This is a genomic window from Pseudomonas defluvii (genome assembly GCF_001695625.1).
Classification (GTDB): domain Bacteria; phylum Pseudomonadota; class Gammaproteobacteria; order Pseudomonadales; family Pseudomonadaceae; genus Aquipseudomonas; species Aquipseudomonas defluvii.
The window spans coordinates 1-23,770 of record NZ_MBPN01000021.1; the positions used below are offsets into that span (position 1 = coordinate 1).

Sequence of the window (23,770 nt, forward strand, 5' to 3'; positions counted from 1 at the left end):
GGCTGTGGATCAGTCGATGTACTCGAACAGCTTGACGATCTTCTGTACCCCGGACACACCCTGAACCAGACTGGTTGCGCGTGCGGCCTCTTGCTGGGTCATGAGGCCGAGGAGGTAGACGATACCGTTCTCGGTGATCACCTTGATGCGCGAACCGGGTATGTTGGCATCGGCCAGCATCTGGGTTTTGATCTTGGTGGTCAGCCAGGTGTCATTGTTGCGGGCGAGCAGCGAAGAGGGCTGGATGACCTGCAGTTCGTTATGCACCTTCTTGACGCGTTGAACCTGGCTTGCGGCCTGTTCGGCGAGGCTCTTGAGGTCGGCGCGGGGGGTCTGGCCCGCCAGCAGCACGATACCGTTGTAGCTGCTTACGACAATGTGCGAATTCTTGTCCAGGTCGGGACTGGCCTTGGCGACGTTCACCGCCACCTTGGTTTCGATCAGTGAGTCGTCAATCTTGCTGCCGAGTGTGCGCGTGCCGCGATCATCCTCGATCGGGGCTTCGCGGCTTGCGCTAATTACCGAGCTGCAACCGGCATTCAGGCCGAGGCACAAGGTCAGGGCCATCAGGCCCAGGCGTTTTGCGGTCATTCTTCACTCCCAAACAATTGGCTGTCGATCAGATCGCAGAGACAGTGGATCGCCAGCAGGTGGACTTCCTGGATGCGTGCGGTGACGTCTGCCGGGACACGAATCTCGACGTCCTCTGGCAGCAACAACGAAGCCATACCGCCCCCGTCGCGCCCAGTCAGAGCTACGACAATCATTTCGCGATCATGTGCGGCCTGGATCGCTTGAATAATGTTTGCCGAGTTGCCGCTGGTCGAAATTGCCAGCAGCACATCGCCGGGTTGGCCAAGGGCACGGATCTGCTTGGAGAACACCTCGTTGTAGCTGTAATCGTTTGCGATCGAGGTGATGGTCGAGCTGTCGGTCGTCAGGGCGATCGCTGGCAGGCTTGGGCGTTCACGTTCGAAGCGGTTCAGCAGTTCCGAGGAAAAGTGCTGGGCGTCGCCGGCCGACCCACCGTTGCCGCATGCGAGCATCTTGCCCTCATTGAGCAGGGCATTGACCATCACCTGGCTGGCTTGCTCGATGTGAGGTGCAAGGACGTCCATCGCCTGTTGCTTGGTGTTGATGCTGGCCTGGAAAAGCTGGCGAATTCGGGATTGCATGTCCATCAGTGTGACCTTAAGTGGGGCGGCTGGCCGGGCGCGTCGGGAAGCCGGATACCCCGGCACATGACTGTGCAGCCCGTGAAGCAAAGAGCAAATTGAGTTCGGTGGGTAAACGATGCATTGCCAGGCGCTGGCTTAGCATTCGAAGGCATTTTTCAGCCATTCGAGTGCTTGCCCTGCATGGCCGCGACCTTGCAGGGCAATGACATCGAATCGGCAAGGGTGCCTGGCCCATCGTGCTTCCTGTTGCAGAAAATGTTCGGCGGCCAGCGCCAGTTTTTCCTGCTTGCGGGCATCGATACTGCCGAGTGCGCCGCCGAAGCTTGCGTGCAGCCGGTAACGAACTTCGACGAATACTACTGTATCGCTGTCGAGCATGACCAGATCAAGCTCGCCGCGTTTGCATCGCCAGTTCTGCGCCAGCAGGTGCAGACCTTGTCCCTGAAGGTACTGCAAGGCCTGCTGTTCGGCGGCTTGGCCGGCCTTCTGGCGCGAACTGTCGGGCATTAGCGTGGTGTATCGGGCAAGCGTTTGACCTGGCCGGCGGAGAACTCCGCCCAGGGCAGTTGGCGTTCGATGCGCTGGCTCTGGCCCATGCTCAGGCTGCCGGAGAAGCCTTCGATACGGGTGTCTGGCAGTGCCTTGAGCTGGCTCAGGCGCGGCGCGAGGCTGTACGCATCAATACCCATGGCATAAAGGCGACCCAGGCTGCCGCCGGCTTGTGGCCATTGGCGAACGACCTGTTGACGCAGCGAATTGCCGGTATCGAGCAGCCATGGGGTTTCGCAGAAGCGAATGCCGTTCATGTCGTTGTACTGGTTGACGTCGCCTGAGGCGCTGTACAGGTGCGAGGTTGCGTACACGGGTACGTCGCCGGCGTACTGGAAGTTCAGGGTCGGCTTGATTTGCTGGGCCTGCTGCGGGGTGGCAGCGAGGAAGATGAAGTCGATGTCCTGGCGGCGTGACGGCTGTGCCGAAACGTTACCGCCTACCGTGCTCTGCAGGCTCTTCGCGCGGCCTTCGCTTTGGCGCAGTTGGAACAGTTCGGCGATTTGCTGGGCGAGTGCCACAGGCTGGTCGATATGCTCGGCTGCGATCAGGGTGCCGCCTTTGGCTTCCCAGTCCTGACGGAAGGCCTTGAGCACGCGGTCGCCCCATTCGCCGCGTGGCACCAGGGCTGCAGCGCGGCGCATGCCATCGGCATGAGCGCGGCGGGACACTTCACGTGCCTCGTCTTCGGCGGCCAGGCCGAACTGGAACAGTTGTGGTGGGTTGCCTTGGCCGACGTCGCTGTAGTTCAGGGCGAGGGTGGTGATAGGCAGTTGGCTGCGGGTGCTCAGTTGTTTGACCAGTGGTTTTTCCAGCGGGCCGATCACCAGTTGTACGCCGGCAGCCTGTGCCTGACGATAGAAGTCATCCAGGGATGTCAGGCGCGAGCTGTCGAACACCTGGATTGCAGGTGGTTGCTGGCCGGCTTGCTGGGCTTGCAGGTGTGCAGCCATGAAACCGTCACGTAGGGCGCGGGCTACCGATGCCAACTGACCTTCCTGCGGCAGCAGCAGGGCAATTTTGGTCAATGGCTGACTGGCCAGTTGCTTGAGTTTTACCAATGGCAGCGGCAGTTGCAGGGCAGCAGGGTGTTCGCTGTGTTGGCCGCGCCAGGTTTCGATGGCGACCTGTTGCTGTTCCAGCGTGCCTGCGTTTTTCACGGCCAGCGCCAGGCTGGCCCAACCGGCCAAGGGGTCGCTACCCATGCTGACGCTCTGCAGTTGCTCGCTCGGCAGGGCGGAAACCAGGCTCCAGATGGCTTCGTGGTTGGCGTTGGCTGCGTTGCCCGCGAGCAATGGTGCCAACTGAACACGCTCCTGGGCAGCCGCCAGGGTTTGGCCGTCGGCCTCAAGGGCGGCGGCGCGCACGCTGTAGGTACGAGCCTGTTGCTCCTTCGGCAGTTCGCTCAGGCGGGCCAGGCTGGGGTGGCTCAGGGCGCTGAGTGCAGCTTTGGGCTGATTACGGCCCATCGCCAGTTCGGCGCTCAAGGTGCTGGCAAAGACCTGTTGTGCAGGCTTGAGTGATTCCAGCGGCACCTGCTCAAGAATCTGCGAGGCACGTGCGTTGTCTTTTTGCGTGTGAGCCAAGTCTGCCGCGCTCAGGCGCAACAGTGCGGCTTTTTCCGGTGTCTTGCTGGTGGCGGCCTGGTCGAGCAGTTGCTCGATGCTGGCATCTGGAGTGCGTGGCAACTCGCCCAGGCTTGATGAGGGCGAACTGGCGCAGGCTGCCAGCAGGGCAGCGAGACAGAGGGCTGAGAGCAGCCGCAGGCTAGCGATCATGTAAATGTCCTGTTACTCGATCAAATTAACCTGCAATTGTACCCAAGCGCTTGCTTGGGTGCGATCTCGCTGGCGCTAAACCTTCACTATAGGTCGCTCGGCTTCGTGCCAGGCAGGTCTTGGTTACGCATTGTTGCTGGCGATCGGGCTACAATGGCGCCTTTGATCTCGATGATGGGTGTGTGCTGTGACCGATGTTTCAGGTGCTTCCAATTCCACTGCCGGTACGTTGTACGTAGTGGCCACGCCGATTGGCAATCTGGATGACATCAGTGCGCGCGCCCTGAAGATTCTGAGTAGTGTGGCGCTGATCGCGGCCGAGGACACCCGGCACTCGGTGCGGCTGCTGCAGCACTTCGGGATCAACACACCCTTGGCGGCGTGTCATGAGCACAATGAGCGTGACGAGGGTAATCGCTTCATTACCCGTTTGCAGGCCGGCGACAGTGTTGCGCTGATTTCCGATGCGGGTACGCCGTTGATTTCCGACCCGGGCTATCACCTGGTCCGGCAGGCGCGCGCAGCGGGTATTGCGGTGGTGCCTGTCCCTGGCGCGTGTGCCTTGATTGCGGCGCTGTCCGCCGCGGGCTTGCCGTCCGATCGTTTCATTTTCGAAGGGTTTCTGCCGGCCAAGGCTGTCGGGCGCAAGGCGCGCCTGAGCCAGCTCAAGGAGGAGCCGCGTACATTGATCTTCTACGAAGCGCCGCATCGAATCCTCGAGTGCCTGCAGGATATGGAGTCGGTGTTTGGCGCTGAGCGCCCGGCACTTCTGGCGCGTGAGTTGACCAAAACGTTCGAGACGCTCAAGGGGTTGCCGCTGGCCGAGTTGCGTGCCTTTGTTGAGTCCGACAGTAATCAGCAGCGCGGAGAGTGCGTGGTGCTGGTTGCCGGTTGGGTGGCACCGGAGGATGAGCAGGTCGTCAGTGCCGAGGCGATGCGTGTGCTCGATCTGCTGCTTGCAGAAATGCCGCTCAAGCGTGCAGCTGCATTGGCTGCGGAAATTACCGGTGTACGCAAGAATGTTTTGTATCAAGTTGCCTTGGAAAAACAGAAAGGCGAGTGATATCACCTGGCCATTCTTTCTATTTAAGCTTGTTCTTGAGCCTTTCAACCGTTAACCTTCGCGGCGGAGAGTCGATTGGACAGTCGCTGCCTTCTTTTGTTCTGCAAAAGAGGGGGGAGGAAAGTCCGGGCTCCATAGGGCAGAGTGCCAGGTAATGCCTGGGGGGCGCGAGCCTACGGAAAGTGCCACAGAAAATAACCGCCTAAGTACTTCGGTACCGGTAAGGGTGAAAAGGTGCGGTAAGAGCGCACCGCACGTCTGGTAACAGTTCGTGGCTAGGTAAACCCCACTCGGAGCAAGACCAAATAGGGTTCCATATGGCGCGGCCCGCGTTGGAACCGGGTAGGTTGCTAAAGGCGTCCAGTGATGGCCGTCGTAGAGGAATGACTGTCCTCGACAGAACCCGGCTTACAGATCGACTCTCCACCTTTTTCCCTCCCCTGCTTGAATCGATAGCAGACTCGCTTTGGTAATACCGAAAAAATCTTACTCTTGAGAAACTACTTTAAGTTCGCACTCCATCCGTTTGAGTGAGCTCGCAATTTATCGTCAAAAATCCCTCCGATAAGTCTCTTCATTATCCAATGTTGCGCTAAATCTCCGATCTGTAAGGGTTTTCCCTATAAGGGTGCCTTGACGGTGTGGTGGGCGGATTCCTATAGTGTGCGCAAGTGGCAGAAAGTGGCATGAAGTGGGTTTTCAGGCACAAAAAACAAACAATTAGGGAAGCGCAGCCGTGTTCCGCGGAGCAAACGCTATCAACCTCGACGCCAAGGGCCGTCTCGCAATGCCGAGCCGGTACCGTGACGAGCTTGATTCGCGCAGTTCCGGGCAATTGATCGTGACAATTGATGCCGTTGACCCCTGTTTGTGTGTCTACCCGCTTGATGAATGGGAAATTATTGAAGCCAAGTTGCGTGCCTTGCCGTCATTGCGTGAAGAGAACCGCCGTCTGCAGCGTTTGCTGATCGGCAATGCGGTGGATCTGGAGCTTGATGGCAGTGGGCGCTTCCTGGTGCCTCCGCGTTTGCGTGAGTACGCCAAGCTCGACAAGCGCGCGATGCTTGTGGGGCAACTGAACAAATTCCAATTGTGGGACGAGGATGCCTGGAATGCTGTTGCTGCAGCAGACCTGGCGGCCATTCAACAACCGGGCGCCATGCCTGATGAACTACGTGATTTGATCCTGTGACTATAGATAGCGGCTTTAACCACATCACCGTGCTGCTTGACGAAGCCGTCGAGGCTCTCGCCATACGCGCCGATGGCTGCTACCTGGACGGCACGTTCGGTCGTGGCGGTCACAGCCGTTTGATCCTTCGGCATTTGGGGCCGCAAGGGCGACTGCTCGGCTTCGATAAAGATCCTCAAGCGATTGCAACCGGGCAAGCGCTGGCGGCCGAAGACGGCCGCTTTGTTATTGTGCAGCGCAGTTTTGCCGAACTGGGTGCAGAGGTTTCCGCGCGCGGCCTGGCCGGCAAGGTCAGTGGCGTGCTGCTTGATCTGGGCGTTTCCTCGCCTCAGCTGGATGACCCCGAGCGCGGTTTCAGCTTTTTGAACGATGGCCCTCTGGATATGCGCATGGACCCTTCGCGGGGTATCAGTGCGGCAGAATTCATTGCTACGGCGCCCGAAGAGGAAATTGCCCGGGTATTCAAGGAGTACGGCGAGGAGCGTTTCGCCAAGCGGATGGCCCGTGCCGTGGTCGAGCGTCGTCAGGTGCAGCCGTTTACCCGTACCGCAGACCTCGCCGAAGTGCTCAAGGTAGCCAATCCGGCATGGGAGAAGGGCAAGAACCCGGCAACCCGTGCATTCCAGGGGCTGCGCATTCACGTCAATAACGAGCTGGGCGATCTTGAGGCTGGCCTGGAGGCTGCGCTCGAGATGCTGGAGATCGGCGGTCGTCTGGTGGTGATCAGCTTCCACTCCCTGGAAGACCGGATCGTCAAACTGTTCATGCGCAAACTGGTCAAGGGTGAGGCCGATAACCTGCCACGCAACCTGCCTGTACAGCACAAGCCTTTCGAGCCGAAGATCAAGGTGCACGGCAAGGCGCAGTTCGCCTCCGACGCTGAGCTCAAGGCTAACCCGCGTTCGCGTAGCGCGGTCATGCGGGTTGCGGAGAAGCTGCGGTGAGCAAGCTTTTTGCCAAGCCTCTACCAGGCGGAAGCTTCCTGATGCTGCTGCTGTTCATTGGCGTGCTCGTTTCGGCGATCGCCGTGTCCTACAGCGCGCACTGGAATCGTCAACTGCTTAACACCCTCTATGGCGAATTGAACGAGCGCGACAAGGCGCAGGCCGAGTGGGGTCGTTTGATTCTTGAACAAAGTACCTGGACCGCCCACAGCCGGATCGAGAGTTTGGCTAGCGAACAGTTGAAAATGCGTATTCCTGGCGCCGATGAAGTAAGGATGGTGGTGCCATGATGAAGCTTGAGGGTGCGCTTTATCCGTGGCGGTTTCGCGTGGTGCTTGCGCTGCTGGCCTTGATGGTCGGCGCCATTGCCTGGCGAATCGTCGATTTGCAGGTGGTCGACCGTGACTTTCTCAAGGGGCAAGGCGATGCGCGCAGCCTGCGCCATATTCCCATTCCTGCACACCGTGGGTTGATTACCGACCGCAACGGCGAGCCGCTGGCGGTCAGTACGCCGGTTACCACGCTGTGGGCCAACCCGAAGGAGATGCAGGCGGGCAAGGACCGTTGGCCGGTGTTGGCGGCTGCCCTCAAGCAGGACCCCAATCAGTTGAGCCAGCGTCTTGAGGCGCAGGCCAACAAAGAGTTCATTTATCTGGTGCGCGGCCTGACCCCAGAGCAAGGACAGGTTGTGCTCGACCTGAAAATACCGGGCGTCTACGGCATCGAGGAGTTCAGGCGCTTCTATCCGGCCGGTGACGTAACCGCGCACATGGTTGGTTTCACCGACCTTGATGATCACGGCCGGGAAGGTGTGGAACTGGCCTACGATGACTGGCTGGCCGGGGTCCCGGGAAAACGTCAGGTGATCAAGGATCGGCGTGGCCGACTTATCAAGGATATCCAGGTAACCAAGAACGCCAAGGCAGGGAAGACCTTGGCGTTGTCAATTGACCTGCGTCTGCAGTACCTGGCTACCCGCGAGCTGCGCAATGCGATTGCCGAGCAGGAGGCCAAGGCCGGTAGCCTGGTGATCATGGACGTGAAGACTGGCGAAGTTCTGGCAATGGTCAACCAGCCAACCTACAACCCGAACAACCGTCGCAGCATGTTCCCCGCTGCGATGCGTAACCGGGCCATCATCGATGTGTTCGAGCCAGGCTCCACCGTCAAGCCATTGTCGATGAGTGCGGCGCTGCAAAGCGGACGCTGGAAGCCGACCGACAAGGTCGAGGTGTATCCCGGTACCTTGCAGCTGGGCCGTTACACCATTCGTGACGTTTCCAGGACCGAAGGCCCGATCCTCGATCTGACGGGCATCCTGATCAACTCCAGTAACGTCGGCATGAGCAAGATCGCCTTCGATATTGGGGGTGAGGCGATCTATCGCGTCATGGCTCAATTGGGCCTGGGCCAGTACACCGGCCTGGGGTTCCCGGGCGAGCGCGTCGGTAACTTGCCGAACCACCGTGAATGGCGCAAGGCCGAGACCGCCACGCTGTCCTATGGCTATGGTTTGTCGGTTACCGCGCTGCAGTTGGTGCACGCGTATGCGGCATTGGCCAACGACGGCAAGATGGTGCCGTTGAGCATTCTCAAGACCGACAAGGCACCTGAAGAAACCCAGGTAGTGCCGAAGGAAACCGCAGAAACCATTCAAGGCATGCTGCAGCAAGTGATCGAAGCGCCGCGTGGGGTGTTCCGTGCGCAGGTGCCGTTCTATCACGTCGGCGGCAAGAGCGGTACGGCCCGTAAGGCCACCATTGGTTCCAAAGGTTATACCGAGAACGCCTACCGATCCCTGTTCGCCGGCTTCGGGCCCATGAGTGATCCGCGTTACGCCATCGTGGTGGTCATCGACGAGCCGAGCAAAGGTGGCTACTTCGGTGGCCTGGTTTCTGCGCCGGTGTTCAGCAAGGTCATGTCGGGCACCCTGCGTTTGATGAACGTTCCGCCGGACAACCTGCCGGCACCTATTCCACCGCAGCAGGTCAATGCTGCGCCCGCCAAAGGAGGGCGCGGATAATGACAATGCCATTGAGTAAGCTGTTCGCCCAAGCCTCGCGCGATCCATTGATTCGCGAGCTGACGCTCGACAGTCGTAACGTGCGTCCTGGCGATCTGTTCCTGGCGGTGCCGGGTACGCGTGTGGACGGGCGCGAGCACATTGCCGATGCGCTGGCGCGCGGTGCCGCGGCTGTTGCCTATGAGGCTGACGGCGCCAGCGTATTGCCGCTTACGGATGTGCCGTTGATTCCGGTCAAGGGCCTGGCTGCCCAGTTGTCGGACATCGCGGGGCGTTTCTATGGCGAGCCCAGCCGTCTGCTGGACCTGGTGGGTGTCACTGGAACCAACGGCAAGACCAGTGTGACTCAGTTGGTGGCTCAGGCGTTGGACCGTCTTGGCCAGCACTGCGGTCTGATCGGTACCTTGGGCACCGGGTTTTATGGTGCTTTGCAAAGTGGCCGCCTGACGACGCCTGACCCTATTGCGGTACAGGCCACGCTCAACGATCTGAAAAACCAGGGCGCTCGTGCGGTGGCCATGGAAGTGTCCTCTCACGCGTTGGATCAAGGCCGGGTCGCAGCCCTTGCGTTCGATATTGCTGTGATGACCAATTTGTCGCGTGATCATCTGGATTACCACGGCAGCATGCAGGACTACGAGGCTGCCAAGGCACGCCTGTTTGCCTGGCCGAACCTGCGGTGCCGGGTGGTCAACCTGGACGACGACTTTGGTCGCCGCCTCGCTGCCGAATCCAGTGATGCGCGTCTTATCAGCTACAGCTTGATCGATGCCGAGGCCTCGCTTTATTGCCGCGAAGCTCACTTCGATGATGATGGCGTGCGCGCCGTGATCGTGACGGCTCAGGGCGAACGTACCCTGCGTAGCCGACTGCTTGGGCGCTTCAATCTGAGCAATATGCTGGCTGCGGTCGGCACATTGCTGGCGCTGGATTACCCGCTGGATGAAATTCTCAAGGTCACCCCCGAACTGGATGGGCCGGTTGGGCGCATGCAGCGCCTGGGTGGCGGCAAGCGGCCTTTGGTGGTGGTCGATTACGCACATACCCCGGACGCCTTGGAAAAGGTACTTGAAGCTCTGCGCCCGCACGCCAAGGGGCAGTTGTTGTGCCTGTTCGGGTGCGGTGGTGACCGTGATCGCGGCAAACGACCGCTGATGGCGCAGGTTGCCGAGCGTCTGGCTGATCGTGTGCTGGTCACTGACGACAACCCGCGCAGTGAAGATCCGCAACAGATTTTTGCGGACATTCGTGCAGGCTTCGATGACGTGACAGCCGTCGAATTCGTTGCCGGGCGCGGTGAAGCCATCGCCCAACTGATCGCCAGTGTGGCGGCCGATGATGTCGTCGTCCTGGCCGGCAAAGGGCACGAAGATTATCAAGAGATCAATGGCCAGCGGCATGCGTTCTCCGATCTGGTTGAAGCCGAGCGCGCGTTGAGCGCCTGGGAGGTTACTCATGCTTAAGCCACTGTCGCTCAGCGAGTTGACCGTAGCATTGCAGGCATGTGTGCATGGCAGTGATGCCACGTTCAATGGCGTCAGTATCGACAGCCGTGCAATTACCCCGGGGCAGCTGTTCGTGGCGCTGACCGGGCCGCGTTTCGATGGGCACGACTACCTGAACGATGTTGCAGCCAAGGGGGCTGTGGCGGCGTTGGTCGAGCGTGAAGTGCCAGGTACTGATTTGCCACAGCTGATCGTGGCCGACAGTCGTCTGGCACTGGGCCAACTGGGTGCGCTGAACCGTGCCCGGTTCGACAAGCCTGTCGCGGCGATTACCGGCTCTAGCGGTAAAACCACGGTTAAAGAGATGCTCGCCAGTATCCTGCGCACCCGTGGGCCGGTGTTGGCCACCCGTGGCAATCTGAACAACGACCTTGGCGCGCCATTGACGCTGCTGGAGTTGGCATCGGAGCACACTGCGGCGGTTATTGAGCTGGGTGCTTCGCGCATCGGCGAAATCGCCTACACCGTTGGCCTGACCCGGCCGCATGTCGCCTTGATCAACAATGCCGGTACGGCTCATGTCGGTGAATTTGGCGGTCCGGAAAAGATTGTTGAAGCCAAAGGTGAAATCCTTGAGGGCCTGGATCAGGATGGCGTGGCTATCCTCAACCTTGATGACAAGGCGTTCGCTACCTGGAAGCAACGTGCAGGCGATCGCCGTGTGATCAGTTTTGCGCTGAACAATGCTGCCGCTGATTTCCATGCCACTGCGCTTGATCGCGATGTGCGCGGTTGCCCCGCATTCGACTTGCGTAGCCCTCTGGGTTCGGCGCGGGTGCAGTTGAACCTGCTCGGCACGCACAACGTCAGCAATGCCTTGGCTGCCGCCGCTGCCGCCTATGCCTTTGGTCTGACACTTGAAGGTATTGTTGCCGGCCTGAATGCCGTGCAGCCCGTCAAGGGCCGCACCGTGGTACAGATGGCTGCAAATGGCGTTCGGGTGATCGATGACACTTACAACGCAAACCCCACCTCCATGTGTGCTGCCGTTGATATACTCGCCGGCTTTTCCGGGCGCACTGTTCTGGTGCTCGGGGATATTGGCGAACTGGGCCAGTGGGCCGAGGAAGGGCACCGGCAGGTGGGCGACTACGCCAAAGACAAGGTTTCGGCACTCTATGCCGTAGGGCCAATGATGGCTCACGCTGTTAAGGCGTTTGGCATCAATGCCCGCCACTTCGCTACTCAAGCCGACCTGATCGAAGCCGTTCGTGGCGAGCAGGCTGGCAATACCACCATTTTGATCAAGGGTTCGCGCAGCGCTGCGATGGAAAACGTCGTGGCGGCCTTGTGCGGTTCCAGCGGGGAGAAACATTAATGCTGCTGCTGTTGGCCGAGTATCTGCAACAGTTCTACAAAGGCTTCGCGGTCTTTCAGTACCTGACCCTGCGCGGGATTCTGGGTGTGCTGACGGCGTTGTCGCTGGCCCTGTGCCTGGGGCCCTGGATGATCCGCACGCTGCAGATTCGCCAGATCGGTCAGGCGGTGCGTAATGACGGCCCGCAATCGCACTTGTCCAAGTCCGGTACCCCGACCATGGGTGGTGCCTTGATCCTGTCGGCCATTGCCATCAGTACGCTGCTTTGGGCTGACCTGAGCAACCGTTATGTGTGGGTCGTGCTGATCGTCACGCTGCTGTTTGGCGCCATTGGTTGGGTTGACGACTACCGCAAGGTGATTGAAAAGAATTCGCGTGGCCTGCCGAGCCGCTGGAAGTATTTCTGGCAATCGGTGTTCGGCCTGGGCGCTGCGATCTTCCTGTACATGACGGCACCGACCAGCGTCGAGACCACGCTGATCGTACCGATGCTCAAGGATGTCACCATTCCGTTGGGCATTGGCTTCGTGGTGCTGACCTATTTCGTGATCGTCGGTTCGAGTAACGCGGTCAACCTGACCGATGGACTCGATGGCCTGGCCATTCTGCCCACGGTGATGGTTGGCGGCGCCTTGGGTATCTTCTGCTACCTGTCGGGTAACGTGAAGTTTGCTGAATACCTGCTGATTCCTTATGTACCGGGCTCTGGCGAGCTGATCGTGTTCTGTGGCGCCTTGATCGGTGCGGGCCTGGGTTTCCTCTGGTTCAACACCTATCCGGCTCAGGTCTTCATGGGTGATGTCGGCGCGCTGGCACTGGGTGCTGCACTGGGCACCATTGCCGTGATCGTCCGCCAGGAGATCGTGTTGTTCATCATGGGCGGCATTTTCGTCATGGAGACCCTGTCGGTGGTCATCCAGGTGGCGTCCTTTAAATTGACCGGTCGTCGTGTGTTCCGCATGGCGCCTATCCACCACCACTTTGAACTCAAAGGCTGGCCCGAGCCGCGTGTGATCGTCCGTTTCTGGATTATCACCGTGATTCTGGTGCTGATTGGCCTTGCCACCCTGAAACTGAGGTAGACACGCGTGTCCCTGATCGCTTCTGACCACTTCCGCATTGTTGTCGGCCTCGGCAAGAGCGGCATGTCCCTGGTTCGCTTCCTGGCGAGCCGGGGCGTTGCGTTTGCGGTCGCCGATACGCGCGAGAACCCGCCGGAGCTGGCAACGCTGCGGCGCGACTACCCACAGGTGGAAGTACGTTGCGGCGAACTGGATGTGGACTTTCTGTGCCGCGCTGACGAACTGTATGTCAGCCCGGGCCTGGCGCTGGCGACACCTGCATTGCAACAGGCGGCTGCCCGTGGCGTGAAACTGTCGGGTGATATCGAACTGTTTGCCCGCAATGCCAAGGCACCTATTGTCGCGATCAGCGGCTCCAATGCCAAAAGCACGGTGACCACCCTGGTCGGGGAGATGGCTGCGGCAGCCGGCAAGCGTGTTGCGGTGGGTGGCAACCTGGGGACCCCCGCCCTGGACCTGTTGAGCGATGACGTTGAACTGTATGTCCTGGAGCTTTCCAGCTTTCAACTGGAAACCACGGATCAGCTCAACGCCGAAGTGGCGACCGTGCTGAACATCAGTGAAGACCACATGGACCGTTACAGCGGCCTGCCGGCGTATCACCTGGCCAAGCACCGGATCTTCCGCGGCGCGCGTCAGGTTGTGGTCAACCGCCAGGATGCCCTGAGCCGTCCCCTGCTGACCGATGGCCAGACCTGCTGGACCTTCGGTTTGAATGCCCCGGATTTCAAGGCGTTCGGTTTGCGTGAGGAGAATGGCGAGAAGTACCTGGCCTTCGAATTCCAGAACCTGATGCCGGTGCGTGAGCTGAAGGTTCGCGGCGCTCACAATCAGTCCAATGCCCTTGCCGCGCTGGCGCTGGGCCATGCTGTTGGCCTGCCGTTCGATGCCATGCTGAGCAGCCTGCGCAGTTTTACCGGCCTTGCACACCGTTGCCAGTGGCTGCGTGAGCGTGACGGGGTGAACTGGTACGACGACTCCAAGGCGACCAACGTCGGTGCAGCCCTGGCCGCTATCGAAGGCCTGGGCGCCGATATCGACGGCAAGCTGGTGCTGGTGGCTGGCGGTGATGGCAAGGGTGCAGATTTCAGCGCCCTGCGTGCTCCGGTGGCAGCCCATTGTCGCGCTGTGGTGCTGCTGGGTCGCGATGCCGAATTGCTGGCCCAGGCCTTGGGCGACAGTGTGCCGCTGATCCGTGTGAAGACCCTGGACGAAGCCGTCCAGCAATGCGCAACGCTGGCCCGTCCGGGTGATGCCGTGTTGCTGTCACCCGCCTGCGCCAGCCTCGACATGTTCAAGAACTTTGAAGAGCGTGGGCGTCTGTTCGCCCACGCGGTGGAGGGGCTTTCATGATCTTTGGCATCATCAAGCCCTACCCATCACCGTTGATCACCGGGCGAGGTATCGACCTCGACTTCCCGTTGCTTGCCGGTTGCCTGGCCTTGTTGGGCCTGGGTCTGGTGATGATCACCTCGGCTTCCTCGGAAGTGGCGGCGGCGCAATCGGGCACACCGCTGTACCACATGTTCCGTCACCTGGTTTACGTGCTGCTGGGCTTGGGCGCTGGCGTAGTGACCATAATGGTGCCGATTGCCACCTGGCAACGCATGGGCTTCCTGATGCTGGTGGGTGCCTTTGGCCTGTTGGTGTTGGTGCTGGTGCCAGGCATTGGCCGGGAAGTGAACGGTTCGATGCGCTGGATCGGCTTCAGCTTCTTCAACGTGCAGCCGTCGGAAATTGCCAAGGTTTTCGTGGTGATCTACCTCGCCGGCTATCTGGTACGACGTCAGACAGAGGTACGCGAAAGCTGGATGGGCTTTTTCAAGCCATTCATCGTTTTGCTGCCGATGGCCGGCCTGTTGCTGATGGAGCCTGACTTCGGTGCCACCGTCGTGATGATGGGGGCGGCTGCAGCGATGCTGTTCCTCGGCGGTGTTGGGTTGTTCCGCTTCAGTCTGATGGTGGTGCTGGCGGTCGGAGCCGTGTTTGTTCTGGTACAGGCCCAGCCCTACCGGATGGCGCGTTTGATTACTTTTACCGACCCGTGGTCCGATCAGTTCGGTTCGGGATACCAGCTGACGCAGGCACTGATTGCGTTCGGTCGTGGCGAGTGGTTTGGTGTCGGCTTGGGCAACAGCGTACAGAAGCAGTTCTACCTGCCTGAAGCGCACACCGACTTCGTGTTTTCGGTGCTGGCTGAAGAACTGGGCGTCGTTGGCTCGCTGGCGACCGTTGCCTTGTTCCTGTTTGTTACGGTGCGGTCGCTGTACATCGGTCTGTGGGCCGAGAAGGCCAAGCAGTTCTTTGCCGCGTACATGGCGTTCGGCCTGGCCTTCCTGTGGATCGGTCAATTCTTGATCAATATCGGGGTGAACGTCGGCCTGCTGCCGACCAAGGGCCTGACGTTGCCGTTCCTCAGTTACGGTGGCAGTTCCCTGGTGATCTGCTGTGCCTGTGTGGGGTTGCTGCTGCGAATCGAGTGGGAGAGTCGAACCCACCTGGGCAGTGAAGAGCACGAATTCGATGAAAGCGATTTTGCCGAGGAGCCGAATCATGGCCGCTAATGGCAAGAACGTCTTGATCATGGCAGGCGGCACTGGGGGCCACGTGTTCCCTGCGCTGGCCTGTGCCCGGGAGTTCCAGGCACGCGGTTACACCGTGCATTGGCTGGGAACGCCGCGAGGCATTGAAAACGAACTGGTTCCTCAGGCGGGGCTGCAGCTGCACCTGATCAATGTCAGTGGCCTGCGTGGCAAGAGCAAGCTGTCGCTGCTCAAGGCGCCGCTCACGGTGCTCAAGGCTGTGTTGCAGGCGCGCCAGGTGATTCGTCGGCTCAAGCCCGTATGCGTATTGGGTTTCGGCGGCTATGTCACCGGCCCGGGCGGCGTTGCGGCGAAGCTCTGTGGCGTGCCACTGGTGATTCACGAACAGAACGCCCGTGCGGGGACGGCCAATCGTTTGCTGGTACCGCTGTCTGCGCGTGTCTGCGAAGCGTTCCCGGACACCTTCGCCGCTTCGGAAAAACGTCGTACCACCGGCAATCCGGTACGCAGCGAGTTGTTCCTGGAACCTGTGCGCGAACCGCTGGCCGGTCGCCGTCCGCACCTCTTGATCCTCGGCGGCAGCCTGGGTGCCGAGCCGTTGAACAAATTGTTGCCCCAGGCATTGGCGCTGGTTGCGGAACCAATCCGCCCGAAAGTGTTCCATCAGGCCGGGAAACAGCATGATCAGATCACTGCCGAGCGCTATCGCGAAGCGGGGGTCGAGGCTCAGGTAGAGCCCTTTATCAAGGACATGGCCCAGGCCTATGGCTGGGCTGATCTGGTGGTGTGCCGTGCAGGTGCGTTGACGGTCAGTGAGCTGGCGGCAGCAGGACTGCCGTCGTTGCTGGTGCCATTGCCCCACGCAATCGACGACCACCAGACCCATAACGCCCATTATCTGGCTCGTGAAGGCGCCGCCTTCCTGATGCCACAAGCGACAACTGGCGCAGCGCAGCTCGCTGAACGCCTGAACGAGGTGCTGATGCAACCGGAAAAACTCAACACGATGGCCTGCACCGCACGGCGCTTGGCCAAGCCCGCTGCCACCCGCACCGTGGTCGATATCTGCCTGGAGGTGGCCCATGGTTGAGAATCGCAAAGCCATGCCTCAACCTGAAATGCGCCGTATCCGTCGTATCCATTTCGTCGGCATTGGCGGTGTGGGGATGTGCGGCATTGCCGAAGTGCTGTTGAACCTGGGTTATCAGGTCTCGGGTTCTGATCTCAAGGCTTCGCCGGTCACCGAGCGTCTGCTGTCGTTCGGCGCCGAGATCTTCATCGGCCACCGCGCCGAGAACGCTGCCAGCGCCGATGTGCTGGTGGTCTCCAGCGCGGTCAATACAGCCAACCCTGAAGTCGCTACGGCCCTGGAACGTCGTATTCCCGTGGTGCCGCGTGCCGAGATGCTCGCCGAGTTGATGCGCTACCGTCACGGTATTGCCGTTGCCGGTACCCACGGCAAGACCACCACGACCAGCCTGTTGGCCTCGGTGTTCGCCGCAGGTGGCCTGGACCCGACGTTTGTCATCGGTGGTCGTCTGAATGCAGCCGGTACCAATGCCCAGTTGGGCACCAGCCGCTACCTGATCGCCGAAGCCGATGAGAGCGACGCCAGCTTCCTGCACCTGCAGCCGCTGGTGGCTGTGGTCACCAACATTGATGCCGACCATATGGCGACCTATGAGGGTGACTTCAACAAACTGAAGAAAACCTTTGTCGAGTTCCTGCACAACCTGCCGTTTTATGGCTTGGCAGTGGTATGCCTGGACGACCCGGTGGTACGTGAAATTCTGCCGCTGATCAAACGCCCGACCCTCACTTACGGCGTCAGCGAAGAAGCTGACGTACGGGCAATCAATATTCGCCAGTCGGGCATGCAGACGCACTTCACCGTGCTGCGTCGTGACCGCGAGCCGCTGGATGTCTCGGTGAACATGCCGGGTAACCATAACGTGCTCAACGCCTTGGCAACCATCGCCATCGCGACCGATGAAGGCATCACCGACGAGGCCATCGTCCGGGGGCTTTCGGGCTTCCAGGGTGTTGGTCGACGCTTCCAGGTCTATGGCGAGCTGCCAGTGGACGGCGGCAGCGTGATGCTGGTGGACGACTACGGCCATCACCCGACCGAAGTGGCTGCCGTGATCAAGGCCGTGCGCGGTGGTTGGCCGGAGCGCCGTCTGGTGATGGTGTACCAGCCGCACCGTTATAGCCGCACCCGCGACCTCTACGACGACTTCGTGCAGGTACTGGCCGATGCCAACGTGCTGCTGTTGATGGAGGTTTATCCCGCTGGAGAGGAGCCGATCCCCGGCGCCGACAGCCGTCAGCTTTGCCACAGCATTCGCCAGCGCGGCCAACTCGACCCGATCTACATCGAGCGCGGCATCGAACTGGCGCCGTTGCTCAAACCTCTGCTGCGTGCCGGCGACATCCTGCTGTGCCAAGGGGCAGGTGATATCGGTGGCCTGGCCCCGCAATTGCTGAAGAGCCCGTTGTTCGCGAGTGCTGCAGCCAGCGAAGGGAAATCGAAATGACTGTTAACGACTATTCGAAACTGCATTCACACATCGCACCGAAGGATTTCGGTCGGGTTGCCGTGCTCTATGGCGGCAAGAGCGCTGAGCGTGAGGTCTCGCTCAAGTCGGGTGCCGCGGTCATTGACGCGCTGCAGTCTGCCGGCGTCGACGTGGTTGCCATTGATGTTGGTGACGATCTGCTCAGCCGTCTGCAGAACGAAAAGATCGACCGCGCGTTCATCATTCTCCATGGCCGCGGCGGTGAAGATGGCAGCATGCAAGGCCTGTTGGAGTGCCTGGGCATTCCTTACACCGGCAGCGGCATTCTCGCGTCGGCCCTGGCCATGGACAAATTGCGGACCAAGCAGGTCTGGCAGAGCCTGGGTATTCCAACCCCGCGCCATGCCGTGCTGGCCAGCGAAGCCGACTGCGTGGCCGCGGCGTCGGCCCTGGGCTTCCCGCTGATCGTCAAGCCTGCCCATGAGGGTTCGAGCATCGGCATGGCCAAGGTGCACAGCCGTGACGAGCTCATCGTGGCGTGGAAGGACGCTGCCCGTTATGACGCTCAAGTGCTGGTCGAGCAGTGGATTCAGGGGCCGGAATTCACCGTGGCCGTGTTGCGCGACAAGGTGCTGCCACCGATTGCCCTGGGTACGCCGCACTCGTTCTACGACTACGACGCCAAGTACCTGGCCAACGATACCCAGTACCGCATTCCCTGCGGCCTGGACAGCTCCAAGGAACAGGAACTGATCGACCTTACCGCCCGTGCTTGCGAAGCCATCGGCATCGCAGGGTGGGGGCGGGTTGATGTGATGCAGGACGAGCAGGGCCGGTTCTGGCTGCTCGAAGTCAATACCGCACCAGGCATGACTGATCACAGCCTGGTCCCGATGGCGGCTCGCGCAGCCGGCCTGGACTTCCAGCAGTTGGTGCTGGCAATCCTGGCCGCTAGCGTTGAGGCGCGAGGTTAAGCCCATGCAAGGCGCGATGTTACGTCATCAGCAACCCGCCACCGGCCGCAAGCCGGTGCCGCGTGGTGCCAGCCGGATGGTGGCCAAGGAGCCACTGTCGGCGCGCCTGCCCAAGGCAAGGTTCAGTGTTTTCAAGCGTCTGCTGTGGCCGGTATTGCTGGTGGTCGCCGGTTTCGGTGCCTACGAGGGCGCGCAACGCCTGATGCCGTACGCCGATCGGCCGATTACCAAGATCGCCGTACAGGGTGACCTGAGTTACATCAGCCAGCAGGCGGTGCAGCAGCGAATCGCGCCTTATGTCGCGGCGAGCTTCTTTACCGTAGACCTGGCGAGCATGCGCGCCGAGCTGGAGCAAATGCCCTGGATCGCTCGCGCCGAAGTCCGTCGCGTCTGGCCGGATGAGGTCGTGATCCACCTGGAAGAGCAGTTGCCGATTGCGCGTTGGGGGGATGATGCCTTGCTCAACAACAAGGGCCAGGCCTTTGCCCCGCGCGAGCTGGCCAACTATGAGCACCTGCCGCAGCTGATCGGGCCGCAGCGGGCGCAGTTACAAGTGATGCAGCAGTATCAGATTTTGAACCAGATGTTGCGGCCCATGGGTTTCTCGATCGCGCGACTGGAATTGCGTGAACGTGGCAGCTGGTTCCTGACCACGGGCGCTGGCAGTGCCGGTCCGGGTATCGAGCTGCTGCTGGGGCGTGACCACTTGGTGGAAAAAATGCGCCGTTTCATTGCCATTTACGACAAGACACTCAAAGAGCAGATCACCAACATCGCCCGCATTGATCTGCGATATGCCAACGGCCTGGCCGTCGGCTGGCGGGAACCGAATGCACCGACGACGGCCCAACCCGCCGTTGCGAAGAATTAGAGAGAGGCAGGACCATGGCAAATGCGCATAGCGGCAAAATGATCGTCGGGCTGGACATTGGCACCTCCAAGGTGGTGGCGCTGGTGGGCGAGGTCGCGGCTGACGGTACCCTGGAGATCGTCGGGATCGGTACGCATCCATCGCGCGGCCTCAAGAAGGGCGTAGTCGTGAACATCGAGTCGACCGTACAGTCGATTCAGCGCGCGGTTGAAGAGGCCCAACTGATGGCCGGTTGCCGCATTCACTCGGCATTCGTTGGCGTTGCCGGCAATCACATCCGTAGCCTGAACTCCCACGGTATCGTTGCCATTCGCGACCGTGAAGTCAGTGCCGCCGACCTTGAGCGCGTTCTGGACGCTGCCCAGGCCGTGGCCATCCCTGCCGATCAGCGCGTCCTGCACACCCTGCCGCAAGACTACGTGATCGATAACCAGGAAGGCGTACGCGAGCCGTTGGGTATGTCCGGGGTGCGTCTGGAAGCCAAGGTTCACGTGGTGACCTGCGCGGTCAATGCCGCCCAGAACATCGAGAAGTGTGTACGTCGCTGCGGCCTGGAAATCGACGACATCATTCTCGAACAACTGGCCTCGGCCTATTCGGTACTGACCGATGACGAGAAAGAGCTGGGCGTGTGCCTGGTGGACATCGGTGGTGGCACTACCGATATCGCCATCTTCACTGAAGGCGCTATCCGTCATACCGCAGTGATCCCGATTGCGGGCGACCAGGTGACCAACGACATCGCGATGGCCCTGCGTACCCCGACCCAGTACGCCGAAGAAATCAAGATTCGCTATGCCTGCGCCCTGGCCAAGCTCGCCGGTGCTGGGGAAACCATCAAGGTGCCGAGCGTAGGTGATCGCCCTCCGCGTGAACTGTCGCGTCAGGCGCTGGCTGAAGTGGTCGAGCCACGTTACGACGAACTGTTCACCCTGATCCAGGCCGAGCTGCGTCGTAGCGGTTACGAAGACCTGGTACCCGCGGGCATCGTCCTGACCGGCGGTACCTCGAAGATGGAAGGCGCTGTAGAGCTGGCGGAAGAGATTTTCCACATGCCGGTACGCCTGGGTGTACCGCACAGCGTTCGCGGCCTCAGTGATGTGGTCCGCAACCCGATTTATTCCACTGGTGTGGGCCTGCTGACCTACGGGCTGCAAAAGCAGTCCGACGGCGTGACCCTGACCGGTATTAACAGCAACAGCTATGGCGATGAACCGAAGGCACCCGTGCTGGAACGCTTGAAGCGTTGGGTGCAGGGCAACTTTTAAAGTTTCAAAGCAGTAGTAGTAGGCGCAAAAAACTAGAGAACTGTAAGGAGAGGGAAAATGTTCGAGCTCGTAGACAACGTCCCGCAAAGTCCGGTCATTAAAGTGATCGGCGTCGGTGGCGGCGGTGGCAACGCCGTCAATCATATGGTCAAGAGCAACATCGAAGGCGTCGAGTTCATCTGCGCCAACACCGATGCTCAGGCGCTGAAAAACATCGGCGCGCGCACCATCCTGCAGCTGGGTACTGGCGTGACCAAGGGCCTGGGTGCTGGTGCCAATCCTGAAGTCGGTCGTCAGGCGGCACTGGAAGACCGTGAGCGCATCGCTGAAGTACTGCAGGGCACCAACATGGTGTTCATTACCACGGGCATGGGTGGTGGTACCGGTACCGGTGCTGCGCCGATCATCGCCGAAGTGGCCAAGGAACTGGGCATCCTCACCGTTGCCGTGGTCACCCGGCCGTTCCCGTTCGAAGGCCGCAAGCGCATGCAGATTGCCGACGAAGGCATTCGCGCACTGGCTGACAGCGTCGACTCGTTGATCACCATCCCCAACGAGAAACTGCTGACCATCCTGGGTAAAGACGCCAGCCTGCTGTCGGCGTTCGCCAAGGCCGATGACGTGCTGGCAGGGGCCGTTCGCGGTATCTCCGACATCATCAAGCGCCCAGGCATGATCAACGTCGACTTCGCCGACGTGCGCACCGTGATGAGCGAAATGGGTATGGCGATGATGGGTACTGGCTGCGCCAGCGGCCCGAACCGTGCTCGCGAAGCCACGGAAGCGGCCATCCGCAACCCGCTGCTCGAAGACGTCAACCTGCAGGGCGCCCGTGGCATCCTGGTGAACATCACCGCAGGTCCTGACCTGTCGCTGGGTGAATACTCCGATGTGGGTAGCATCATCGAGGCGTTCGCGTCCGATCACGCCATGGTCAAGGTCGGTACCGTTATCGATCCGGACATGCGTGACGAGCTGCACGTTACCGTAGTGGCTACCGGCCTGGGTGCGAAAATCGAGAAGCCGGTCAAGGTTATCGACAACACCATGCAGACCGCGTCCGTGCAGACTCCTGCACCTGCGCCAGTGCGTGCCGAGCAACCATCGGTTAACTACCGTGATCTGGAGCGCCCGACTGTAATGCGCAATCAGGCTCATGCCGGTGCTGCAGCGGCTGCTAAACTCAACCCACAAGACGATCTGGATTACCTGGACATCCCGGCATTCCTGCGTCGTCAGGCTGATTAATGAAATTTATCAGGGGTATAAGGGTGATTGGTGTTCAGCAAAGGCCGGGTCTGCTATTATCCCCAGCCTTTGTTGATACCAGTTCGCAATTTGCGCTGAAGCGGCCAATGCCATGATTAGACAACGCACCCTGAAGAATATTATCCGTGCCACAGGTGTCGGCCTGCACTCCGGGGAAAAGGTTTACCTGACCCTCAAACCCGCCCCTGTGGATACCGGCATCGTATTTTGCCGCGCCGACCTCGACCCCGTGGTGCAGATTCCTGCCCGCGCGGAAAATGTTGGCGAGACCACTATGTCGACGACTCTGGTCAACGGCGATACCAAGGTAGATACGGTAGAGCATCTGCTCTCGGCCATGGCTGGCCTGGGCATCGATAACGCCTACGTCGAGCTCTCCGCGTCCGAAGTGCCGATCATGGACGGTAGCGCTGGGCCCTTTGTATTCCTGATTCAATCTGCCGGCCTGGAAGAACAGGACGCAGCCAAGAAGTTCATCCGCATCCTGCGCGAAGTGACAGTGGAAGACGGCGACAAGCGCGCTACTTTCCTGCCATTCGACGGGTTCAAGGTGAGTTTCGAGATCGATTTCGATCACCCGGTGTTCCGCAACCGTACCCAAAGCGCCAGCGTGGACTTTTCCAGCACCTCGTTCGTGAAGGAAGTCAGCCGCGCCCGTACCTTCGGGTTCATGAGCGACATCGAGTACCTGCGCAAGCATAACCTCGCACTCGGCGGCAGCGTGGAAAACGCCATCGTCGTCGACAAGGAAGGCGTGTTGAACGAAGACGGTCTTCGCTACGAAGACGAGTTCGTCAAACACAAGATCCTCGACGCCATCGGTGATCTCTACCTGCTGGGCAACAGCCTGATCGGCGAATTCCGTGGCTTTAAGTCCGGGCACGCGCTGAACAACCAGCTGCTGCGCAAGCTGATTGAGGAAAAAGATGCTTGGGAAGTGGTGACTTTCGAAGATGCCAGTACGGCGCCGATCTCTTACATGCGTCCGGTTGCGGCAGTGTAAGTACGAACACTCTCTTCTTTAGTTTTTGGGGCCACCTTCGGGTGGCCTTTTTTATGCGTGCCGTTCAGTCGTGCGCGGGATTTTTGTCCTTGGCGTGGTTGGCCAGGCGCTCCAGCGCAGCGCGCAGTTTTGGATCACTGATGCCCTCGGCTGTCGCCTGAATGTTTTCGGCGGCCCGGTTGGAGATGTCGAGCGGGTGCCCGTGGGCTTTGGGTGCGGTGGTGGGGGGCTGCACCTTGAACAGGATTCGGTTCAGGTTGTAGAACGCTTCCAGGCTCTGTAGCTGGCGTTGCAAGCGTTTTTGTTGATACCGCAGGCGGGTCGCCCAATGACCGTCAGTGACGATCAGCAGCAGTGTCCCTTCGCGCCAGGAGGCGACGTGGCAATGCTCGCGTGCTGCGGGTTGCAACTGGCTTTCCACCAGGCGCTGCAAGTGTGCCAGGCGTTGTGCCTGGTTGAGCAGAGCCTTCAGAGGCCGCGCCTCGCGCAGCAAAATGGCTGGCGCGCGTGCAGTCAGGGGGCGAAAAGCCATGGTTGGTTACCTGAGGTTACAGAGCCCATAGCTTACCAGATCGTCCTGCGCTGACCGCGTTAGAGGCGCTGTAAATGCAGTCTTGTCTCAGTTATGGGTTGAAACTGACGAAAAAGCCCTTATTTTAGGAAAGCCCCGTCAAAGCGCTGTGCCAGCACT

At 60.3% G+C, this 23,770-nt stretch carries 22 protein-coding genes and 1 other RNA gene; 18 read left to right on the plus strand and 5 right to left on the minus strand.

Annotation, left to right across the window (positions count from 1 at the left end):
- Positions 1–9: 9 nt before the first annotated feature.
- The 4 genes from EKA13_RS08230 to EKA13_RS08245 all read right to left on the minus strand — a co-directional run bounded on the left by EKA13_RS08230 (position 10) and on the right by EKA13_RS08245 (position 3,505).
- Positions 10–591, minus strand: coding sequence for a BON domain-containing protein (locus EKA13_RS08230; RefSeq protein ID WP_065758901.1), 582 nt, complete (start codon positions 589–591; stop codon positions 10–12).
- Positions 588–1,181, minus strand: coding sequence for a phosphoheptose isomerase (locus EKA13_RS08235; RefSeq protein WP_065758902.1), 594 nt, complete (start codon positions 1,179–1,181; stop codon positions 588–590). Before EKA13_RS08235 ends, EKA13_RS08230 begins: the two co-directional genes overlap by 4 nt.
- A 132-nt stretch (positions 1,182–1,313) precedes the next feature.
- Positions 1,314–1,685: a YraN family protein gene (locus EKA13_RS08240; protein ID WP_065758903.1), complete on the minus strand. Its 372-nt coding sequence runs from the start codon at positions 1,683–1,685 to the stop codon at positions 1,314–1,316.
- On the minus strand, positions 1,685–3,505 hold the full coding sequence (locus tag EKA13_RS08245) for a penicillin-binding protein activator (protein ID WP_065758904.1): 1,821 nt from the start codon (positions 3,503–3,505) through the stop codon (positions 1,685–1,687). Before EKA13_RS08245 ends, EKA13_RS08240 begins: the two co-directional genes overlap by 1 nt.
- A 187-nt stretch (positions 3,506–3,692) precedes the next feature.
- Here EKA13_RS08245 and rsmI point away from each other — a divergent pair, with 187 nt between their 5' ends.
- The 18 genes from rsmI to lpxC all read left to right on the plus strand — a co-directional run bounded on the left by rsmI (position 3,693) and on the right by lpxC (position 23,079).
- Positions 3,693–4,568: a 16S rRNA (cytidine(1402)-2'-O)-methyltransferase gene (gene rsmI / locus EKA13_RS08250; RefSeq protein ID WP_065758905.1), complete on the plus strand. Its 876-nt coding sequence runs from the start codon at positions 3,693–3,695 to the stop codon at positions 4,566–4,568.
- 67 nt (positions 4,569–4,635) lie between these two features.
- Positions 4,636–4,995: RNase P RNA component class A (gene rnpB, locus EKA13_RS08255), an RNA gene on the plus strand.
- 309 nt (positions 4,996–5,304) lie between these two features.
- Entirely contained in the window at positions 5,305–5,760 is a 456-nt protein-coding gene (mraZ, locus tag EKA13_RS08260) for a division/cell wall cluster transcriptional repressor MraZ (RefSeq protein ID WP_065758906.1), read from the plus strand.
- Complete coding sequence (gene rsmH / locus EKA13_RS08265) at positions 5,757–6,704, plus strand: 16S rRNA (cytosine(1402)-N(4))-methyltransferase RsmH (RefSeq protein ID WP_065758907.1); 948 nt, start codon at positions 5,757–5,759, stop codon at positions 6,702–6,704. The genes mraZ and rsmH overlap by 4 nt, the downstream gene beginning before the upstream one ends.
- The gene (gene ftsL / locus EKA13_RS08270; protein ID WP_065758908.1) at positions 6,701–6,994 is read left to right on the plus strand and encodes a cell division protein FtsL; all 294 of its coding nucleotides are present in this window, start codon (positions 6,701–6,703) and stop codon (positions 6,992–6,994) included. Before rsmH ends, ftsL begins: the two co-directional genes overlap by 4 nt.
- Positions 6,994–8,727: a peptidoglycan D,D-transpeptidase FtsI family protein gene (locus EKA13_RS08275; protein WP_176717409.1), complete on the plus strand. Its 1,734-nt coding sequence runs from the start codon at positions 6,994–6,996 to the stop codon at positions 8,725–8,727. The genes ftsL and EKA13_RS08275 overlap by 1 nt, the downstream gene beginning before the upstream one ends.
- A complete protein-coding gene (locus tag EKA13_RS08280) occupies positions 8,727–10,190 on the plus strand; it encodes a UDP-N-acetylmuramoyl-L-alanyl-D-glutamate--2,6-diaminopimelate ligase (protein ID WP_065758910.1) in 1,464 nt (487 codons plus the stop codon). Before EKA13_RS08275 ends, EKA13_RS08280 begins: the two co-directional genes overlap by 1 nt.
- A complete protein-coding gene (locus EKA13_RS08285) occupies positions 10,183–11,550 on the plus strand; it encodes a UDP-N-acetylmuramoyl-tripeptide--D-alanyl-D-alanine ligase (RefSeq protein ID WP_065758911.1) in 1,368 nt (455 codons plus the stop codon). Before EKA13_RS08280 ends, EKA13_RS08285 begins: the two co-directional genes overlap by 8 nt.
- Entirely contained in the window at positions 11,550–12,632 is a 1,083-nt protein-coding gene (gene mraY / locus EKA13_RS08290; RefSeq protein ID WP_065758912.1) for a phospho-N-acetylmuramoyl-pentapeptide-transferase, read from the plus strand. Before EKA13_RS08285 ends, mraY begins: the two co-directional genes overlap by 1 nt.
- Before the next feature lie 6 nt (positions 12,633–12,638).
- Positions 12,639–13,985 (plus strand): UDP-N-acetylmuramoyl-L-alanine--D-glutamate ligase, encoded by a 1,347-nt coding sequence (gene murD / locus EKA13_RS08295; protein WP_065758913.1) that lies wholly within the window; start codon positions 12,639–12,641, stop codon positions 13,983–13,985.
- Complete coding sequence (gene ftsW / locus EKA13_RS08300) at positions 13,982–15,196, plus strand: putative lipid II flippase FtsW (RefSeq protein ID WP_065758914.1); 1,215 nt, start codon at positions 13,982–13,984, stop codon at positions 15,194–15,196. The genes murD and ftsW overlap by 4 nt, the downstream gene beginning before the upstream one ends.
- Entirely contained in the window at positions 15,186–16,265 is a 1,080-nt protein-coding gene (murG, locus tag EKA13_RS08305; RefSeq protein ID WP_065758915.1) for an undecaprenyldiphospho-muramoylpentapeptide beta-N-acetylglucosaminyltransferase, read from the plus strand. Before ftsW ends, murG begins: the two co-directional genes overlap by 11 nt.
- The gene (murC, locus tag EKA13_RS08310) at positions 16,258–17,712 is read left to right on the plus strand and encodes a UDP-N-acetylmuramate--L-alanine ligase (RefSeq protein ID WP_065758916.1); all 1,455 of its coding nucleotides are present in this window, start codon (positions 16,258–16,260) and stop codon (positions 17,710–17,712) included. The genes murG and murC overlap by 8 nt, the downstream gene beginning before the upstream one ends.
- Positions 17,709–18,668 carry a D-alanine--D-alanine ligase gene (locus tag EKA13_RS08315; protein WP_065758917.1) on the plus strand — a complete coding sequence of 320 codons (960 nt, stop codon included), beginning with the start codon at positions 17,709–17,711 and terminating at the stop codon, positions 18,666–18,668. Before murC ends, EKA13_RS08315 begins: the two co-directional genes overlap by 4 nt.
- Positions 18,669–18,672: 4 nt before the next feature.
- Positions 18,673–19,539, plus strand: a complete 867-nt coding sequence (locus EKA13_RS08320) for a cell division protein FtsQ/DivIB (RefSeq protein WP_065758918.1) — start codon at positions 18,673–18,675, stop codon at positions 19,537–19,539.
- A gap of 14 nt (positions 19,540–19,553) precedes the next feature.
- Complete coding sequence (gene ftsA, locus EKA13_RS08325; protein WP_065758919.1) at positions 19,554–20,807, plus strand: cell division protein FtsA; 1,254 nt, start codon at positions 19,554–19,556, stop codon at positions 20,805–20,807.
- Between the two features lie 57 nt (positions 20,808–20,864).
- Positions 20,865–22,055 carry a cell division protein FtsZ gene (gene ftsZ, locus EKA13_RS08330; protein ID WP_065758920.1) on the plus strand — a complete coding sequence of 397 codons (1,191 nt, stop codon included), beginning with the start codon at positions 20,865–20,867 and terminating at the stop codon, positions 22,053–22,055.
- 112 nt (positions 22,056–22,167) lie between these two features.
- Positions 22,168–23,079: a UDP-3-O-acyl-N-acetylglucosamine deacetylase gene (gene lpxC, locus EKA13_RS08335; protein WP_065758921.1), complete on the plus strand. Its 912-nt coding sequence runs from the start codon at positions 22,168–22,170 to the stop codon at positions 23,077–23,079.
- A gap of 64 nt (positions 23,080–23,143) precedes the next feature.
- Here lpxC and EKA13_RS08340 read toward each other — a convergent pair whose 3' ends face one another.
- On the minus strand, positions 23,144–23,611 hold the full coding sequence (locus EKA13_RS08340; RefSeq protein ID WP_065758922.1) for a DUF721 domain-containing protein: 468 nt from the start codon (positions 23,609–23,611) through the stop codon (positions 23,144–23,146).
- Between the last annotated feature and the right edge of the window lie 159 nt (positions 23,612–23,770).